The organism is Virgibacillus salarius (genome assembly GCF_039521925.1).
Taxonomy (GTDB): Bacteria; Bacillota; Bacilli; order Bacillales; family Amphibacillaceae; genus Virgibacillus; species Virgibacillus salarius.
Window position 1 is genome coordinate 1 of the sequence record NZ_BAAACY010000111.1, and the last position, 17,794, is coordinate 17,794.

Below are 17,794 nucleotides of genomic sequence, written 5' to 3' on the forward strand. Positions count from 1 at the left end.
CCCTGTACTATACCAAGGGGGCTCTTTTTTGTTCAACCCTCAAATTTCTTCATTACAGGAATGCTCCTATATAGCTTTATTTTCCATTTTATCAGCAAGCGTTTCCTTTTTCTTTAATTCCGCACTAACTGCACCTATTATGATGACAGCCATCATTACACTCATAATCCAAAAACCAGTCGAGAAACTACCTGTGAAGAAAGCATTGTAGAATAACGCACCATAAATTCCACCGATAATTGGGCCAAGCACTGGAATCCAGGAATATCCCCAGTCAGATCCACCTTTGCCTGGTATAGGAAGTAAAGCGTGTGCAATTCTTGGACCTAAATCACGCGCAGGATTAATTGCATATCCAGTTGCTCCACCAAGCGACATACCGATAGCAATAATTAAAGCGCCAACAATAATAGGGTTTAAGCCTTCTGTGAATTCGTTTGCACCTATAAATAAAAGTCCCATTACAAGAACAAAAGTACCAACAATTTCACTTAACAAGTTAGAAAAAGGACTACGTATGGCAGGGTCAGTAGCAAAAACACCTAACTTAGCACCTTGATCTTTTGTTTCTTTCCAATGTGGTAAATAATTTAAAAATACAATTACTGCTCCAATAATTGCTCCAATCATCTGTGCCGTTATATACAAAGGAACCTTGGACCATGGAAATTCGCCAATCGCAGCAAATCCTAATGTAACTGCTGGGTTAATATGTGCTCCGGAAAAGTTACCAACTGCGTATACCCCCATTGCTACAGCAAGTCCCCAGCCGATCGTAATGACTACCCAGCCAGCACCTTCAGCTTTGGTTTGTTTTAGAACAACGCCTCCAACAACACCGCCACCAAAGATAATTAATATCATTGTTCCAATAAGTTCTGCTAAAAATTCAGACATGTATAACACCCCTTATTCTATTATTCTATAAGTTAATCATGGAAAACCGAAGATTTGGCCAACTGATGCTGATTCAACCTCTCCCATCAAAATAACTAGCAATTCATCAATAGCTAAACCACATGGTATGCAGATTGAGAAATAAAAGAAAGCAATTGACACGAAAAGATCCACACTTTAATAGACATACTTTCCCCAAGGAAGTTGCAATTAAAGTGTGGATCTCCTATTCTCCGCCACATAATTAACTTGTAGTTTTATTCTACTTTAGTATGGAAACGCTGTCAACAACATTTTAAAATTGTCTCTGAATATACTGTGGTTTCTCCAGTTAACCAATTCATGGTAATATTACCCATTTACCATATAGCTTTATCCCGTATACAACTGGCAGTGAAGGTCCAGTTGGTTCTAGGGCCTTTAAATCATACCCTTGTGGTACTAACAATCAGTGAGGGATCATCACCTCTCCACTGATTGAAGTTTCACTTTATTGCGTTTACATTTTATCGTATTGATCACAGTAATTCTTATTTATTTCCCGGGTAATAAATTTGTCCTATTTTATCGAATTATGTTTATAAAACTCAGTCATTTTTGACCGACTGCAGTATTAGTGTTTTACCTTTTACATCATCTAACTGCGTTTTGTGATAATTTCCTGTCACCCAGTCATCCACCTGATCATGATACCAATCGCTTTTGAAATGTCCAGATTGTCCAGGGCCAACAATATGATACCCGGATTTCGGGGATGCCATATCGATGACAAATCTCCATGATGCTCCATGATCAACTAGGCCGTTTTCTTCATAACTAGCTGCCATTGGAGTTACTGCACTTCCATCCACAGGGACAGGATCTTGATTATTAAAGAAAAATTCTAAGACGGGATGAATTCCTGATAATGGATGAACAAATTGTACTTGATGATAATCTCCCCACTGCCAATTTTTCATATCACTTCCATAATCCTCATTTAATTTTTTCAACGTTTTACGTAAGGATTCTTGTAATAAACGCTCCATTCCACCTTGTTCATCAATCCAAAAAGTAGACTCACCATGTAAAGCTTTTCTAAGCAATTGATCAGTCGTTTGGCCACGTGAGCCAAACAAATCCATCATTTCTTCAGGAATATCCTGATAAATGATTGCTTCGATTTTATCCATCCAATAATGAAATAGTAGCGGTTGTGCGGCAGTAGAATCATCCTGATAATCCCAATTACGAAGTATTTCTAAAGCTTTTTCCTCTTGCGTAGTTAATTCTAATTGGTTTAAAGCCTCTAAAAAAAGAGGTAAAAATTCTTTTGCTTGCAAATTCTTATCATCCATTTGCAGCCCTTTCATATCTTCCACTGTCAGTGAATGACTAGCATCTAGTACTTCTGCAATTCGTTCATAACGATAAGGTTGTGCCCACACATTACTAATATGATACGGATAGTCATCTGTAGTTATTTTATTATTAGCTGTTGCTATATAGCCCTTTTTGGGGTTGATCATAATTGGAAGCTCATCAAATGGAATATAGCCCTTCCATTCATAAGATTCCTTCCATCCAGGTAGAGGTAATAAAGCATCATTGCCATTCTGATAAATTGGTATATTACCATTTGCTTTATAAGCTATTGTTCCATCCGTTGAGGCAAACACAAAATTCTGAGCTGGAACAAGAAATTTTTCTAAGCCCTGTTCAAAGGATTTCCAATCATTTGCACGGTTTATTTCAAGGATTGCTTCTAATTCTGTCGTAGGCTCTAAAGCAGTCCATTTTAATGATAATACGTTATCTTTTCCAGTATCTTTAGCAAACTCTGAAACTACTGGACCATGCCTTGTTTCAATTACTTGATAATCGATCGTTTCACCATCTTTTACTTTAATTGGTTCATCAATAATTTTAGCTTGCTCCCATTCCTCCTCATATAAAAATTCTGTAGTATCTTCAGGGTTTCTTTTTTCAAGATATAGTTGTTGGACATCTGGACCTGTATTAGTAACCCCCCATGCAATCTGATCGTTATGACCTAATATGATACCGGGTACACCAGCAAAAATGACGCCACTAACATTCTGACTTTCCGTTTCTAAATGCATTTGCAACCAAATAGACGGTGTTGCTAATCCTAAATGAGGATCATCAGCTAATAATGGTAATCCTGATTCTGTTTTTTCACCGCTTACAACCCAATTATTACTACCATTAAACGCATGAGGTATAATTGCATTCTCGAAACTATCGATAACAGAAACAGGTTGTTCATTCATAATAACTGGTTTTCCAGATGGATAGCTTGGAAATAATTCATATGCTTCTTCTTTATTATAATTCTGTAATAAATAATAATTAAACGCTTGCCGCTCCCAATGTCCTCCTAAGTCAAAAGCCATATATTTACCTATTGTAAGTGAATCTATCGGCGTCCATTTTTCCGGTTTAAAGCCCATTAATGTAAATTCAATAGGCAAACTGTTCGTTTCTATCGCTTCTGTCAAATACGCGTTGACCCCAGCAGCAAATGCATCAAGTACCTGCTTGGCCTCAGTACTATATACATCATAAGACTTAGTAGCTGCTCTTCGCAGACCTAAAGTACGAAAATATTTATCATGATCTATTGCTGACTCTCCAGCTACTTCACTTAATGTACCAGATGCTTGTCTTCTCGACATCTCCATTTGGAATAAACGATGCTGTGCTTGTACATAACCCTGTGCCATGTATAAATCATGCTCATTAGCAGCTTGAATATGCGGAACTCCGTTATCATCCGTACGTACAAGAACATCCTTTTTCAGCATTGGCAACTCAATCTTCCCCTCCACCAGAGCCAATGACCGATTTATGTATGCGTTTACAAACAAAAATAAAAATATACTCACTATTAATAGCACACTAAAACTAAATAAGACAATTTTCTTCTTATTCCTTTTTTTTCTTTTCATTGGTTGTTCTTTAGGTATTCTTTCTTCCACTATTAACCACCTTCCTTTATGTAATACTATTCGCCAAGCATGGATTATTATCCTCTCTCCAAATAATTACAGCCACTCTTTTTACGGGAGGAATATCGAAAAACACCTTTCCCAAGCATTGTTATATTTTCATTTATTTATTTCTTCTATATAATAAAATTAGTATATATTAGAAGTGGGGAAAAATGCTGGAGGTAGAAAATGAGGTCAATTTTAGATGAAATTCAACTAAAGTACCAAACACTAAGTAAAACAGAAAAGAAAATAGCTGATTATATAATACACCATAGTGAAACATTATTAAATATACATATACAGGAATTAGCCGATAGAATCAATGTGTCCATCGCTACTATTACCCGTTTTTGTAAAAAAATAGGTGCAACTAGCTTTGTTGAATTTAAAATCTTACTTAGAGACGCCGTAGAGGAAACTTTAGAAACTCATAATGCGGTTGAGAAAGTAGATCAAATTTATCACTCCGTCATTAAATCTACAAACTCTCTTACATCTATACAGAAGTATGAAACGGCTTGTGATTGGATTGTTTCTTCAAAAGCTATCCATATCTATGGACTAGGGAGCTCAGGATTATCAGCACAGGAATTAAAGCTTCGGCTGGCGAGAATGGGTTTTACAGTAGATACACACACGGACTCACATGATATGATTATTAATGCTTCTATTCTTACAAGTGAGGATCTAGTCATTGCGATTTCCAGTTCAGGAAAAACGCAGGAAGTTATTGATGGTGTAAAGCTCGCCCAAAAAAACAATGCAAAAATTATAGCTGTTACAAATTTTTCCAAAACAAAATTAGCAAACAGTTCCGACCTTATATTATATACTTCAAACTTAAAAACATATCAGGAAATTGGTTTTATGAATAGCCAACTATCCATTCTACTCTCATTAGATATATTAAGCATGCTACTTCTCTTACATAAAGAAGATGCACAAGAAAAACATGACTTAACATTACATGCCTTAAATGAGTATAAAAAAATATAGGGCCGGCGATTACCGGTCCTATGTCTTGATTAACCTTTTTTTAAAGCATCTGTGAAAGTCTTGGTAATTATTTGTGGCCTTGTAATCGCACTTCCCACCACAACAAAATGGGCGCCATTTTCCAATGCTTTTACCGCCTTCAATGGCGTATCGACCTTTCCTTCAGCAATTACAGGGATTGAAACTGACCGAATCATTTGCTTTAATAACGCAAAATTATCATCGGCAATATTCGCTCCTTGAGTGGCCTCGGTATACCCTACTAGTGTTGTCGATATACAATCGAATCCTAGCTTTTCAGCTTGAATTGCCTCTGCAACTGTAGAAATATCTGCCATGAGAGTTACATTTGCAGATTGAGACTTCACCAGTTGTATAATATCAGCTAGCTTTTCATTCTTTGGTCTTTTACGATTTGTTGCATCCATTGCAATAATGTCTACTCCCGCTGCCAATAATGCCTCTGCTTCCTTTCGTGTAGGAGTAATATAGACGTTACTATCTGCATACTCCTGCTTAATAATCCCTATAACTGGAAGGTCTACCAGACTTTTAATTTCTAAGATATCCGCTACGGAATTAGCACGTATCCCTTTAGCACCTCCTTCTAGAGCAGCGATAGCCATCTTTCCCATGATTTTTGAAGAATGAAGTGGCTCTTCCTCTAAAGCTTGACATGATACAATTAATTGTTTTTCTAGTTGGTTTAAAACATTCATTACTCAATTTCTCCTAACGCTTCTTCTACTTGATTTTTAATGGTGGATACTTCAGGGCCATAAATAACTTGCACACCATTTCCGCTAGCTACGACACCTTTGGCACCAGTTTTCATTAAGTCGTCTTTCTTCACTAAATCCGCTTTAAATACACTAACTCTTAAGCGAGTAGCACAATTATCTACATCTTTAATATTTGCTTCTCCACCTAATCCTGAAATAATAGCCTCTGCTCTTTCACTTTTTGTATAAGTCTGTGTTTCTGTATTTTCATCTTCACGTCCAGGTGTTTTATAATTAAATTTTTTAATCATAAACTTAAACGTAAAGTAATATAGGAAGAACCAAACTATACCAATGATAGGAACGATAATCCAGTTTGTTTTTTCATTTCCTTGCAGCACTCCAAATAATAGGAAATCAATAAAACCTCCCGAGAATGTTTGGCCAATCGTTATTTCAAAAATATGTGCTAGCATAAATGCTAGTCCATCAAAAAACGCATGGATAACATATAAAACTGGAGCTATAAATAAAAATGAAAATTCTATCGGTTCGGTTATACCGGTTAAGAAAGAAGTTAACCCCGCTGATAGCATTAGACCAAGGACTTTCTTCTTGTTCTTCGGTTTTGCAGTATGATAAATTGCTAAACATGCTCCAATAAGTCCAAACATCATAGTAATATGTCTACCAGCCATAAATCGAGCTGTTCCAATAAAAAATTGTTCGACATCCGGTTGTGCGAGCTGTGCAAAGAAAATCCGCTGTGTTCCTTCTACCAGTGAACCATCTATAACCATTGATCCACCTAAACTCGTTGTCCAAAATGGAATGTAAAATATATGGTGTAACCCAAAAGGTCCAAGTAGTCTAAGAATGAATCCGTATATAAATGTACCTATATATCCTGTTACTTCTACAAGTCCACCGAGAGAGAAAATTCCTGATTGGATAACTGGCCAACCATAAAATAAGATGACACCTAATATAATTGACATAAATGCAGTGATAATTGGAATAAATCGTGATCCTCCAAAAAATCCGAGAAATTTTGGTAGTTCTACCTTATTATATTTTTGATGCAACCAATACGTCATCAAGCCTAAAATTACACCACCAAATACACCCGTTTCCAATGATTGAATACCAAGCACCATTCCTTGCCCTACTTCTGCAAGGTTTTCCTCAGCTAGCTTTCCAGTAATCGTTAACATTGCGTTAATCGTTGCATTCATAACTAAATAACCTAATACTGCAGCTAGGCCAGCTGTACCTTTATCAGATCTAGCCAGTCCAATAGCTACCCCTACCGCAAAAATTAATGCTAAGTTGGCAAAAACTATATTTCCAGCAGAGCTCATAATTGTAAAAATTGCTTGTAGCCATGCATGATTAAGAATTGGATATGCTTGAATGGTTGCAGGATTACTAAATGCCCCACCTATTCCAAGTAGCAGCCCAGCAGCTGGAAGAACGGCAATTGGTAGCATGAATGACTTACCAAACCGTTGTGCCTTTTCAAAAAAAGCATTCTTCATACGATCCACCTCATTTCTTTGATATGAAAATAATTTACATTTTAATTTTAATTGTGTAAACTATTTTTATCAAGTGTTTTTTACCGCTTACAGACAGCTTTTTCAAAAAAGTTAGCTAATTTTGTGGTTGAATTTTTATAGAAGGTAGGGAATTATATGTTTCAAAAACTTTTTAATAGTAGGAGTAGCCAATTGAAATTAGTTGCTCCAACTGATGGTAATTTAATAAAGTTAGCAGATGTTCCAGATCCTGTATTTTCTGAGAAGATGATGGGAGATGGTGTCGCTATTAAGCCAAGTAACGGGATATTAGTTTCACCAGTGGATGCGAAGGTTATACAGGTTTTTCCTACTAAACATGCAATTGGTCTTAAAAGCGTGAATAATATAGAAATCCTCATACATATAGGTCTTGAGACTGTTAGCTTAAAAGGAGAAGGCTTTAAGGTTTTTGTCAAAGAAGGAGATAACGTGCAATTAGGAGAGAAATTAATTTCCTTTGATGTCGACTTAATTAAAGAAAAAGCCGCAAGTGCCATTACTCCAATTATTATTACGAATACCGCTGATATGCAGCGAATTTCGCAAATGGAATCACGATTTGTTTCCGCAGGTAAAGATGAAATTCTATCCATAGAGAAACAAGGATAATGTTTGACAATTGGCTTGATTGACTTTAACTAGACAACAAGCTGAACTTGACTTGAAGAGAAAGTAAATAAATTGGGGAAACCATCGCACGAATAATGGAAGATCCTATAAGGCAAAGTTTTGGTTCCTAATAGAAAAAGCGTTAACCACAGTAGCAAAGCCTCTAATTTAATAAAATAATTGTTAATACGAAGCGCAGCCAAAATACGTAGACTCCTTGAAAAAGAAGAACGCTTTTTCTGCGTATGATGTATCGTTGCCGAAGCTTTCCTTATCCTACGGCAAAAAGTTCGACCTGAAGATGTGCCCAGACGTGCCCGCGGAAAGCGAAGCATGTTGACTAAGCGATGAATGAACTACCTATCTCCAAAATAATAACCCAAACCTATCTAAAATATTTCAGATAAGGTTTGGGTTTTACATTGCTAAAAATTATTTTGTCCCAGTCTCTAGAAAGCTGTTTTCCATTAACAAAGCCTTATATCTCTATTACTTATTCACTTACCGTTATATCGTATGTTCGCAACCAATAATCAATTTGACAAAGATGAGCGATTAATTGTGGTCCTTTCATTAATTGACCATACCACGGGTCCTTGAATTCACGCCCTTCGCTTTGTAAAATAGCTTCTACTTTATCACGATTTAAAAATTCAAATAAACGAGCATCTTTATCTGATAATATTTGCTCCATCCAGGCTTTTACTGCCTTCGTATATTCTGGTTGAAACGTTTTAGGATACGGACTTTTCTTTCGGTATAGCACTTCATCAGGAAGAATCCCTTCCATTGCCTTCCTAAGAATACCTTTTTCTCTTCCTTCAAGCATTTTCATATCCCATGGAATATTCCATACATATTCTACTAATTTATGGTCTGCATAGGGTACACGAACTTCTAAACTTGCTCCCATGCTCATTCGATCCTTACGATCGAGGAGTTGTGCCATAAACCAATGCATATTTAAATAGAATAACTCTCTTCTACGTGCATCAATTTCTGATTCACCGTCCAATCGAGGTGTTTCTTCAATCGTTTCCTGATATTGTTGGAAAACATAATCCTTTAGATTTAATTTTTCTTGCCACTCAGGATGGAGGAGGTCAATACGTGAATCTAATGAACGCATCCATGGAAAACCTGCTCCACTGGCTGTAGTCGGATCATGGAACCAAGGATACCCACCAAAAATTTCATCCGCACATTCTCCAGAAAGACTTACCGTTGTACGCTTCTTTATTCGCCTACAAAACCATAGCATGGAGGAGTCAATATCTGCCATCCCCGGCTGATCACGTAAATAAACAGACTCCTTGAGATGATCAGCAAGTTCTCGGCCAGAAATCACCTCATCATGATGGTCTGTTTTAAACGTAGCCGCCATTTTATCGATCCACGGCTGATCCATCGCAGGTTGAAATTTACTTGCTTCAAAATAGTCTGCATTTCCTTCATAATCAATAGAAAACGTTGTTAACGGTGCTTTTCCTTGCTTTGTAAAATAGTTCGAAGCAATAGCGGTAATTGCACTTGAGTCTAGACCACCAGATAAAAACGTGGATACAGGTACATCTGCAACAAGCTGTCGTTCTACCGCATCAACAAATAATTCCCTTACCTTCTGTGTCGTTTCTTCAATAGAATCTGTATGTTCTTGACTTTTTACATTCCAGTATCTCCATATGTTTAAACCATTCGTTGAGAAGGTAAGCGCATGCGCGGAACGTAATTCCTTCATATTTTTAAATATGCCATGCCCAGGTGTTCGAGATGGACCTAATCCAAAAACTTCCGCCAAACCTGATAGATCAACCTCTGATTTCACATCGTTATGTGCTAGTATCGCTTTTAACTCTGAACCAAAAATAAACTGACCTTCGGATTCATAAAAAAACAATGGCTTAACCCCAAGTCGATCTCTTGCCATGTATAACTGTTCCTTTTTTCCATCCCATATGCCAAAAGCATAAATTCCATTCAAGTAATCAACACAAGCTTCTTCCCATTCGATATAAGCTGTAAGCAAAACCTCCGTATCGGACATCGTACGGAACACATATCCTTTTTTCCGTAATTCCTGCCGTAATTCCTCCGTATTATATAACTCGCCATTATAAACAATTGTGTAAGAATAGTTATCTTTAGTTTTTTGCATCGGCTGTTTCCCCCCTATGAGGTCAACAACGGAAAGCCGCTTATGTCCAAAGGCAACGTGCTGATCCAACCATATGTTTGACTCATCTGGTCCACGTAATGACAATGTTTCCGTCATATTCTTAAGCATTTCGCTATCTTCTCTAACGTCTTTTTGCCAATCGATATAACCTGTAATTCCACACAAAATGATGTCCCCCTCTCTTGATGCTTTACATTTACCTAGCCATTATATGCAAATTCATAATTGACAATTACAAAACTTCCGTTATGGATAAGTTTTTCTCAAGAAAAACAATCACCTCGTGGACTTTGGATTTAGTGCGTCCTTTAATCCTTCTCCAATAAAATTAATGGATAAAATCGTAACTATTAACGCAAGTGCAGGTGGGATCCAAATCCATGGTTTTCCTTGTAGTACATCTGGTTCATTAGCTGATGAAAGCATATTCCCCCAGCTAGGAACTGTTTGTGGCACTCCAAAATTTAAGTAGCTCAAGGCAGCCTCAACGGCAATCATGCCTGCAAATAATAATGTTGCTTGCACAATGATTGCCGAAATAACATTTGGTAATAAATGTCGAATGATAACCTTTGCAGATGAAGTTCCGATTGATTGAGCTGCTATAATATATTCATTTTCTTTCTCAGCAAGAATTTTACTTCGCACAATTCTTGCTGTTCCTCCCCAGCTTAGAAGGCTAATAACAATAATTAACACCCATACGCCAGAAACTGTACCAAATAATATTGCATTTAATACAATAACGAATACTAGAAAAGGAAAATTCAGGACAAAATCTGTAAAGCGCATAAGTAGGTTATCAACGACACCACCGAAGTAGCCTGCAATAGATCCAATTAAAGAACCAAAACTTATAACAATGAAAGTAACGGATATGCCTACCATTAAAGAAACCCTTCCACCGTAAAGTAAACGTGTGTATACATCTCTTCCACTCTTATCAGTACCTAACCAGTGATCGGAGGAGGGTGGTAACGAAGTTTCACCAATATTAACTCTAGTTATATCCGTAGTAGTTATATAAGGTGCAAGAAAAGAAATAACAATCACAAACAATAAGAAGCATGTGCTTACCATAGCAAGTTTATTTTTCATAAATTTCTTTCTTGCCATTGCCCATGGTGACATTTTCTTACTATATTTCAAATGCTTTGGAGAATTGATCATGACAAACTCCCCCCTCCTAATCTAATCGAATTCTTGGATCGACGACTCCATATAGAATATCTGCTACTAAATTACCAACTAAAACTAAACATGAAAACATCATTGTTAATGCCATTAATACCGCATAGTCATTCGTTTGAACAGATTGTACAAATAGTTGTCCTATTCCAGGATAGGTAAAAATAGTTTCGGTTATGATAGCACCACTAACTAAGGAAACAATATCAAAACCTAAAAACGTGATGAGCGGAATAATAGAATTCCTCAAAATATGTACATGATAGATTTTTCTATTACTTGTTCCCTTAGCACGCGCGGTCCGTACAAAATCCTTTCGGCTATTTTCAATAATGTCATTTCGTAAAAATTGTGTATAGCTCGCAGTACTCAATAATCCTAAAACGAGTGCAGGTAAAATAACATGATGTAGTTTACTAAGCCAGTATTCCATTGTTCCATTTTGTAAGGTTATGTCAACAGAACCATTGGAAGGAAATATACCTAAATGAAAAGAAAAGAAATAAATAGCAAACACTCCGGCAACAAACGATGGAATTGCCATTCCAAAATAATTAGCAGCACCAATAATATGATCACCTATTGTATAAGGTTTCCTACCAGCGAAAATCCCCATCGTAAAGGATAGGAAATACGTAATAATTAATGCGCTTATTCCTAAAAAAATAGTATTTTCTAATTTTTCACCTATTAAATCTGATACCGGCATTTTATAACGTACTGAACGACCAAAGTCACCCTGAATAAAATCAGAAATCCAACGACCATATTGGATATGATACGGATCATTATACCCAAGCTTTTCTCTCATATCTTCAATATAAACTGGATCTGTATTAAGCGGATCTATTTCTCCAGAGAGGGCATCCCCTGGCATCATTTTTGCCAGGGTAAATACCACAATGGAGATAAGGAACAACATTGGAATCATACCTAATATTCTTCTTAAGCAATACTTCCACATAGTGCCATACTCCTTATCTATTACAGATTAAAAATCTAGCCTTTAGTTAGGTTTAATCCACCATTCATGGGAACTATTTAATCCTGATACATCCATCTCAACACCTTGTACTCTTGTATTAACAGCCATTACCTCTTCCAATTCAGCAATCGTTATCATTGGAACTTCTTCACTTACATTTTTTTGCCATTCCATATAGATTTGCTTTCTTTTCTCTTGATCTTGACCCACTACATTGATATCAATTGCATCTGCAAGCAATTGATCATTTTTTTCGTTTACCCAACGTGGGTAATTCCATAATTGGTCACTGCCCCATAAGGCTGTCGGATCTGGATCTGTCCCCGTACTCCATCCTCCAAAGAATACTTCCATAGATTCATCTGCTTCTTCAAGTTGCTCATAATAAAGGTTCGCTTCTGGCATTTCTAACTTTGTAGCTAATCCGACATCATTCCAATATTGTGTTAGTGCTTTTGCACGAGCTTCAAACGTCGGATTCTGTGTAGCATAATGACTGAACTTGACTTTAAATTCTTCACCATTTGGATCTTCTCGAATACCATCGTCATTTACATCCACATATCCTGCCTCATCTAATAATTCCTTTGCCTTTTCAGGGTCATAATTGTACACTGTTACATCAGAATCATCCGCTGAAATCCAGTGAGCAGTTGGAATTGGTCGATTTACAGGCTGACCTAAACCAAAGAAAAATTCGTTAATCCACGACTCCCGATCAATAGCATAAGCCATCGCCTTCCGAAGCTGCTTATCATGATACTTCTCATAATCCATGACATTTTTTTCTCCATCCCACGTTCCTAATCGAAACCCAACATAGTAATAAGAGAGTCCTGGTGCTCTTATTACATCCGTATTATCAAGTGCTTGAATAGACTCAAAATTACTTGGGTGAAAAGCTGTCATATCCAATTGATTATTCTCCAGCTCGCCAACTACTAAGCTTGGGTCAATAACTTTTAACACGATACTATCTAAATGAGGCTTCCCTTGCCAATAATCGTCAAACGCCTCAAACTGAATAGATTCACCAGGAATAATCTCTTTTACTTTAAAAGGTCCAATTCCGATAGGTTTTTGACGCACTTGCGGAGATTCCGACATTTCGGCTACTGGAATACCCTCAAATTCCTTTCTAGAGAGAGGATATGTCCACAAGTTTTCTAGGTTATTAACACGAGCTTTATCAAATGTAATCTCGATTTCATAATCATTGACTACATGTATTCCCTCGATTTCATCAGCTTCTCCGGCTTTAAATTCTGGTACACCCTTTATGGTTTGGACATTAGTATATCGTGGTCCATCATAATCAGGGTGTGCTAGTGTTTCTATCGCAAAAACCCAATCATGTACAGTTAATTCTTCGCCGTTATGCCACTTCACCCCTTTTTGGAAGGTAAATGTATAATGCTGATTATCTTCTGTTTTCCAATCCGCCACATTTGGTTGTGGTTTTAGTTCCTCATCATACGTAATTAATCCATCATCTAAAAAATCGATCACCTCGGCATCAACTGCTATTCCATAGAAATTAATGTTGAATAATCCCTCAGGAGCCGAATCAAGTGCATAAACTAATGTCCCACCATCAACTGGACCTGTAGCTTCTTCCTTATCCCCTTCCTCCGATTGCGTCTCATTATTTTCCTTTTCCTTATCGCCCTCCTCTTCTGAACAAGCCACTAATAACATTGTTAACATAAGCAATAACATGAATGAAAACCAATATTTCTTCAAATTAGCTCCCCCCTAAAATAAGAAAGTCTATCTATCATATAAAAGACATGCGACCTGATGATTCGGCCTCACCTCCTTCAATTCAGGAACTACCTTTTTGCAGGCCTCCATCGCCATTGGACAACGTGTATGGAAAACACAACCACTTGGCGGATGTTGGGGGCTAGGTACATCTCCTTTTAAGATAATTCGCTCCTTTCTACGAAGTGGATTCGGATTAGGTATAGCTGACGTTAACGCTTGTGTATAGGGATGCATTGGATTTTTATACATGTCTTGTTTTGTAGCTACTTCTACTAAATTCCCTAAATACATAACACCGATTCGATCACTCATATGTTTCACAACACTTAGATCATGCGCAATAAAAAGATAAGTTAGATCAAATTCTTCTTGGATATCCTTTAATAAATTTAAAACCTGTGATTGAATGGAAACGTCCAATGCACTGACTGGTTCATCTGCTACAATTAATTTTGGATTTAAAGCCAATGCTCTAGCAATACCTATTCGCTGTCTTTGGCCTCCAGAAAACTCATGGGGATATTTATAATAATCTTCTTCCCGAAGGCCAACCTTATTTAAAAGTTGTTTCACTTTTGGCCGTATGTCACGGTGATTGTTCGAACTATAGTTCCGTATTGGCTCATCAACAATATGACCAACCATCATTTTGGGATTTAGGGATGCATAAGGGTCCTGAAAAACCATTTGAAAATGCCGACGAACTTCTCTAAGCTTTCTACCTCTTAACCTTGTAATATCTTGGTTATCAAAAATAATTTCGCCGTCTGTTGCATTTGTCAAACGTAGTATGGTCCTACCAGCAGTTGATTTTCCGCAGCCTGATTCACCTACAAGCCCAAAAGTCTCGCCTTTCTTTAATGTTAAGGAGATTCTGTCAACCGCTTTTACATCACCAATCTTCCGTTTAAAGAATCCTCCATGAATTGGATAATATTTTTTTAGATTCTTGACTCGCAGTAGTTCATAGTCCTCTTCTATTTTTTTTAGCTCCTTCATTTTTCAACTGCCTCCTCTGCTGTTCTATGCTGCTTTGGATAGCATGAATGATAAAGGAGACATCTGGCCAAATGACCATCACCTACAGGAGCGAGCTTTGGTGTTATAGACCTACAATCCGCAAAAGCCTTTGGACATCTGTCACGAAATCGACAGCCGACTTGCGGCATACTCGTTAACGAAGGCACTATTCCTCCAATTGTATGGAGACGTTCAACATCTTCTTCCATTTTAGGAATGCTATGTAATAAGGCTTCTGTATAAGGGTGTTTTGGGCTAGAAAATAATTCTACTGTAGTACTCGTTTCTACAATCTGCCCTGCATACATAACCATTACGCTATCTGCCATCTCAGCTACAACTCCTAAATCATGTGTAATTAACATAATTGCTGTATTCGCTTCTTGCTGAATGGATGTAAGCAATTCTAATATTTGTGCTTGAACAGTTACATCTAGCGCAGTTGTAGGTTCATCAGCTATCAATAATTTCGGATTTAAAGCAATGGCGATCGCTATCATCACACGCTGTCTCATTCCCCCAGATAATTGATGGGGATATTCATCTACTACCTTCTCTGGTCTAGAAATTCCAACCTGCTTCATCAATGCAATCGATTTTTTACGTGCTGCTTGTTTAGAGATATCTAAGTGATTATGTAGTACCTCTTGTATTTGTGAACCAATTGTAAAAACCGGATTAAGCGCTGTCATAGGCTCTTGGAAGATCATACTTATTTCTTTTCCGCGGACGTTATTCATCTCTTTATCCGTTTTATTTGTTAATGGCATCCCATTAAACCTTATTTCTCCTTTTGTAATTTTTGCATTTTCTTGCGGAAGTAATTGCATAATGGATAAGGACATCACACTCTTTCCACAGCCAGATTCACCAACAACACAAATAACTTCCTTCTCTTGAATCTCAAAGCTCACATCATCAACAGCATGATATATTTGTCCATTAATTGAAAAACCAGTATGTAAATTTTTTATTTCTAGTAGTGTTTTATTATTTTTCATCAATGATATTGCCCCCTTTTTGCTGTTATGGAAATGTAACGTAATTGTAATAGTTGACTATGATATATATTATTTAAAAATTTAAATAATATTACCTTTCTTTATTTTCGTTTATATCTAATAGTAAATGGAAGCTTCCTTTCTAAATCCTTACTATTCTGATTGCTTTACAGGATGTTTTGATTAATGGAATAATAAAGATAAGCACAAAAATCAACCATTGAATGCTAATAAGTGAAAATAGCCCATGAATTTTAACGGAACTGTACAATGTAAAGGCAGTTCCAGGCAAGAAAACATGAGGAGGCATTATAATGAAGCTTGCAGATTTTAAAACGGCAGAGGAAAGGGTAGCAATCTTACAAGATAAGGTAAGCGTGTTTGCTGAGCGTGCATACCAACTGGATAAGGATGATGTATTTCCTTTCGAAAACTTCCGCGATTTAAAAGAAATTGGCTACCCTTCACTAACCATTCCAAAAAAGTATGGAGGATTAGGCATTTCACTAACTGAAATGCTCAAGATGCAAGAAATCATTGCTAAAATGGATGGCTCAACGGCTTTAGGAATAGGTTGGCATATGGGAATTACGAAGCATTTAGGAGAAACAGACGCTTGGGAACCTCAAAAGTATGAATCCGTTATGAAAGATGTATTGACAAATAGTGCATTATTAAATAATGCAGCGTCTGAACGAGCCACTGGTAGTCCTACTAGGGGTGGGCGACCAGAAACTACAGCAGAACGAACCAATGACGGCTGGCTTGTTAATGGAAGAAAAACATTTACAACATTAGCACCAGTGCTTTCATATTTTATAGTAAGTGCTTCTATAAAGGGAACGGATAAGACAGGGAATTTTTTAGTAGAACGCGAACGTGACGGTGTATCTATTGATGAGACTTGGGACTCTATTGCGATGAAAGGTACAGGAAGTCACGACCTAGTTTTAGATCAAGTGAAATTGGACGACAGCGATTTTGTCGAGGAGCTTTCATCAGAGAAAAAACCAGCAGCTGGTTGGCTGCTCCATATTCCTGCATGTTATTTAGGTATTGCTAGAGCAGCCCAGGAAACTGCCCTACAATTTGCTTCTAGCTACTCTCCAAATAGCATTAAGGGGACCATCTCCGACTTACCAAACGTACAGCAAAAACTAGGAGAAATGGAACTTCTATTAATGGAAAGCGAATACTTTCTCTATGGTGTATCAGAAAAATGGGACCATGCTACGATAGATCAGCGCTCAGAAATGAAACCTCTGTTAGGCGCAGTAAAACTATCCGTTGTTAATAAAGCCATTGAAGTAGTTGATTTAGCGATGCGAATTAACGGAGCGCGTAGCCTATCTAGCAGTAACCCACTTCAACGATACTATAGAGATGTTCGTGCTGGATTGCATAATCCACCAATGGATGATATGACCATTATACAATTAGCATCAAAAAGTATAAGCGAATTTAGAAACAACCTATAATTATTTTAAAAGTCATTCGTACACTAGCAAAGAACATGTTTATTTTACGATTCTTTCAGAGCTTCTGTTTTTCTATTTTTAGATAAACTATTTCTATGCCACGCTTATAGCAATTTACGAGATACATGAAAAGATTGCCCCTCTCTTGACCTTCTAGGCTAGATGTGAGGCAATCTTTTCTAGTTTTCAACGACTTCATAACAGACTACTACGTATAGAAAATGAACCATTTAAAACAATTTAGCTTTCACTTGTAGATATGTGATACTAGTTTGTTGTTCGAAATAAAAACTTAAATTCTAGCTAATTGAATCAATTTCATAATTGCTGTTTTTAAAAATGCATAGAGTTGTTCCTTGATGATTTTTAAGTTTTTTTA

Annotated in this window: 13 protein-coding genes; 3 read left to right on the forward strand and 10 right to left on the reverse strand. The window is 37.0% G+C overall.

Translation table 11 applies throughout. The annotated features are described in order from the left end of the window. Positions 1 to 66: 66 nt before the first annotated feature. On the reverse strand, positions 67 to 897 hold the full coding sequence (locus ABDZ84_RS14585; RefSeq protein ID WP_026680091.1) for an MIP/aquaporin family protein: 831 nt from the start codon (positions 895 to 897) through the stop codon (positions 67 to 69). Positions 898 to 1,484: 587 nt separating this feature from the next. Continuing rightward, the gene (locus tag ABDZ84_RS14590; protein WP_034678540.1) at positions 1,485 to 3,848 is read right to left on the reverse strand and encodes a penicillin acylase family protein; all 2,364 of its coding nucleotides are present in this window, start codon (positions 3,846 to 3,848) and stop codon (positions 1,485 to 1,487) included. A 231-nt stretch (positions 3,849 to 4,079) separates the two neighbouring features. Here ABDZ84_RS14590 and ABDZ84_RS14595 point away from each other — a divergent pair, with 231 nt between their 5' ends. Next, positions 4,080 to 4,889 (forward strand): MurR/RpiR family transcriptional regulator, encoded by an 810-nt coding sequence (locus ABDZ84_RS14595; RefSeq protein WP_026680093.1) that lies wholly within the window; start codon positions 4,080 to 4,082, stop codon positions 4,887 to 4,889. Positions 4,890 to 4,918: 29 nt separating this feature from the next. Here the strand turns inward: ABDZ84_RS14595 and ABDZ84_RS14600 are convergent, their stop codons facing one another. Then, complete coding sequence (locus ABDZ84_RS14600; protein ID WP_026680094.1) at positions 4,919 to 5,608, reverse strand: N-acetylmannosamine-6-phosphate 2-epimerase; 690 nt, start codon at positions 5,606 to 5,608, stop codon at positions 4,919 to 4,921. Further along, positions 5,608 to 7,149 carry a PTS transporter subunit EIIC gene (locus ABDZ84_RS14605; protein WP_026680095.1) on the reverse strand — a complete coding sequence of 514 codons (1,542 nt, stop codon included), beginning with the start codon at positions 7,147 to 7,149 and terminating at the stop codon, positions 5,608 to 5,610. The genes ABDZ84_RS14600 and ABDZ84_RS14605 overlap by 1 nt, the downstream gene beginning before the upstream one ends. A 192-nt stretch (positions 7,150 to 7,341) precedes the next feature. Between ABDZ84_RS14605 and ABDZ84_RS14610 the strand changes: the two genes are divergently transcribed. Beyond that, positions 7,342 to 7,800, forward strand: coding sequence for a PTS sugar transporter subunit IIA (locus tag ABDZ84_RS14610; RefSeq protein WP_308036020.1), 459 nt, complete (start codon positions 7,342 to 7,344; stop codon positions 7,798 to 7,800). A 493-nt stretch (positions 7,801 to 8,293) separates the two neighbouring features. On the opposite strand, the gene asnB is transcribed toward ABDZ84_RS14610, so the two are convergent. The 6 genes from asnB to ABDZ84_RS14640 form a co-directional block, all read right to left on the reverse strand. Next, positions 8,294 to 10,141 (reverse strand): asparagine synthase (glutamine-hydrolyzing), encoded by a 1,848-nt coding sequence (gene asnB / locus ABDZ84_RS14615; protein ID WP_343782032.1) that lies wholly within the window; start codon positions 10,139 to 10,141, stop codon positions 8,294 to 8,296. 111 nt (positions 10,142 to 10,252) lie between these two features. Further along, positions 10,253 to 11,146 (reverse strand): oligopeptide ABC transporter permease, encoded by an 894-nt coding sequence (gene opp4C / locus ABDZ84_RS14620; protein WP_026680098.1) that lies wholly within the window; start codon positions 11,144 to 11,146, stop codon positions 10,253 to 10,255. A gap of 16 nt (positions 11,147 to 11,162) precedes the next feature. Further along, on the reverse strand, positions 11,163 to 12,128 hold the full coding sequence (gene opp4B, locus ABDZ84_RS14625) for an oligopeptide ABC transporter permease (protein ID WP_121605750.1): 966 nt from the start codon (positions 12,126 to 12,128) through the stop codon (positions 11,163 to 11,165). A gap of 42 nt (positions 12,129 to 12,170) precedes the next feature. Next, complete coding sequence (gene opp4A, locus ABDZ84_RS14630) at positions 12,171 to 13,892, reverse strand: oligopeptide ABC transporter substrate-binding protein (RefSeq protein WP_026680100.1); 1,722 nt, start codon at positions 13,890 to 13,892, stop codon at positions 12,171 to 12,173. 27 nt (positions 13,893 to 13,919) lie between these two features. Continuing rightward, positions 13,920 to 14,915, reverse strand: coding sequence for an ABC transporter ATP-binding protein (locus ABDZ84_RS14635; RefSeq protein ID WP_026680101.1), 996 nt, complete (start codon positions 14,913 to 14,915; stop codon positions 13,920 to 13,922). Then, entirely contained in the window at positions 14,912 to 15,937 is a 1,026-nt protein-coding gene (locus ABDZ84_RS14640; protein WP_026680102.1) for an ABC transporter ATP-binding protein, read from the reverse strand. The genes ABDZ84_RS14635 and ABDZ84_RS14640 overlap by 4 nt, the downstream gene beginning before the upstream one ends. A gap of 314 nt (positions 15,938 to 16,251) precedes the next feature. Here ABDZ84_RS14640 and ABDZ84_RS14645 point away from each other — a divergent pair, with 314 nt between their 5' ends. Further along, positions 16,252 to 17,415, forward strand: a complete 1,164-nt coding sequence (locus tag ABDZ84_RS14645; RefSeq protein WP_026680103.1) for an acyl-CoA dehydrogenase family protein — start codon at positions 16,252 to 16,254, stop codon at positions 17,413 to 17,415. The last annotated feature ends 379 nt before the right edge of the window (positions 17,416 to 17,794 follow it).